General features: G+C 60.1%; 3 protein-coding genes. 2 read left to right on the forward strand and 1 reads right to left on the reverse strand.

The window, feature by feature from the left end:
- Positions 1 to 211: CoA transferase (locus AC1DY5_RS54650; protein ID WP_478122531.1), on the reverse strand; the 211-nt coding region annotated here is incomplete at its 3' end.
- Between the two features lie 187 nt (positions 212 to 398).
- Between AC1DY5_RS54650 and AC1DY5_RS54655 the strand changes: the two genes are divergently transcribed.
- Both AC1DY5_RS54655 and AC1DY5_RS54660 read left to right on the forward strand, forming a co-directional pair.
- Entirely contained in the window at positions 399 to 1,205 is an 807-nt protein-coding gene (locus tag AC1DY5_RS54655) for an SDR family oxidoreductase (protein ID WP_478122532.1), read from the forward strand.
- Positions 1,206 to 1,251: 46 nt separating this feature from the next.
- Positions 1,252 to 1,676: tripartite tricarboxylate transporter substrate-binding protein (locus AC1DY5_RS54660; protein WP_478122533.1), on the forward strand; the 425-nt coding region annotated here is incomplete at its 3' end.

A 1,676-nucleotide genomic window follows, 5' to 3' on the forward strand; every position in this document is an offset into this window, starting at 1 on the left:
TGACAGGGCTGGTACCGCGCGAGTGATCGCCGCCATCGCGGGTTTCGATCTTGATCACTTCGGCGCCGGCGTCGGCAAGCCACATTGAGGCAAAGGGTGCCGCGACAAAGTTCTCGATGGCCAGAACGCGGATCCCGGACAAAGGCCGATCGACCATGTGCGGGTTCGCCCGTGTTTCTTCGTTGCTCGTCGTTGCGTCGGGAGTTTGCATTGCTCAGATCCTTTTGGTTCGAAGCAATCCTACGCAGGCGTTGCGGCCCTGCCAAATGCCGATTTGCGACCCGATGATTGCCCTTTGCTGAACACGGCAAGACGGAAGACTCGTTCACAAAATCTCAATTCACGAATCGAAAACCAGCAGTCGCTTTGCGGCAGCCTACTTCCTATCATTCATTGCAATGGTGACGCAGCAGACCGGAGCAACGAACGTGGAACTGAGTTTGAAAGGCCGAAAAGTCCTGATCACAGGCGCTTCGATGGGCATCGGGGAAGGTCTCGCACAGGCGTTCGCCGCCGAAGGTTGCGATCTGTACTTGGTTGCACGATCCAAGGAAAAGCTCGAAGACGTGGCCGAGCAGGCCCGCAGCCACGGCGTACGCGTACAGGCCTTGTCGGTCGACCTCACGGAAAGCGGCGCGGTGGCTGAAGTCACACGCTTCGCAGGCGACGTGGATGTCCTGGTGAACAACGCGGGGAGCATACCGGGGGGCTCGCTATGGGATGTCGATGAGGTGGCGTGGCGGCTCGGCTGGGAGTTGAAGGTTTTCGGATACATCAACCTCACGCGCGCCATCTACCCGCTGATGAAGCAGCGCGGCAAAGGCGTGATCCTCAACAACATCGGCAACGGCGGCCAGAACTTCGATTTCAACTACATCGCCGGGAGTTCGGGCAACGCGGCGCTCATGGCCTTCACCTGCGCCCTGGGGGGGCGCAGCCTGGAGGACGGCGTGCGCGTGTTGGGCATCAACCCAGGACCGGTGGACACCGAGCGCATCCGGAAAGTCATGTGCGGCCGCGCGGAGAAGCTCTTCGGAGACTCCGAGCGCTACGAAGAGCTGATCGCCCGCTACCCCCTGGGTCGGTCGGCCACTGTGGCGGAAGTGGCAGACCTATTTGTGTATTTGGCTTCTGATCGATCTACCTACACCTCGGGCGCCATCTTCACGGTCGACGGCGGGATCACATCCAAGCGTTCGGTCTAGCCGACGCTTGCTTTACAAGACTTTATTTACTCAAACAGGAGACATCGTGCTTAACAGACTGCTTCAAAAACTGGTCGCCGCCCTGACTTTCGCGGCGGCTGCATCCAGCTACGCGTATCCGGACAAACCGCTCACGATCATCGTGCCGTTTGCGTCAGGTTCCGCGACGGACGTAGCGGCTCGCACCTTTGCCGACGTGCTCTCCCGGACCCTGAAACAGGGCGTGGTCGTCGACAACCGCACGGGCGCTGAAGGAGCGATTGGAGCTAGAGCGGTACTGGCTGGGCCTACCGACGGCCATACGCTCCTGTTCACCAGTAGCTCGCTCACGGTGCTGGACCCCCTCATGAAGGCCAACCTGCCGTACAACCTGGATACCGAACTGACGCCCATCTGCACCGTAGGCGGTACGAAGTTTCTTGTGAACCTCACGGGCTCGAGCCCGCTGAAGTCGATGACGGAGGTTATTGC

This window comes from Variovorax sp. P4_D9, from assembly GCF_056401695.1.

Bases quoted from the DNA above. Each gene is read 5' to 3' on its own strand.
- AC1DY5_RS54655 (WP_478122532.1), top strand. From the start codon at position 399: ATGGTGACGCAGCAGACCGGAGCAACGAACGTGGAACTGAGTTTGAAA.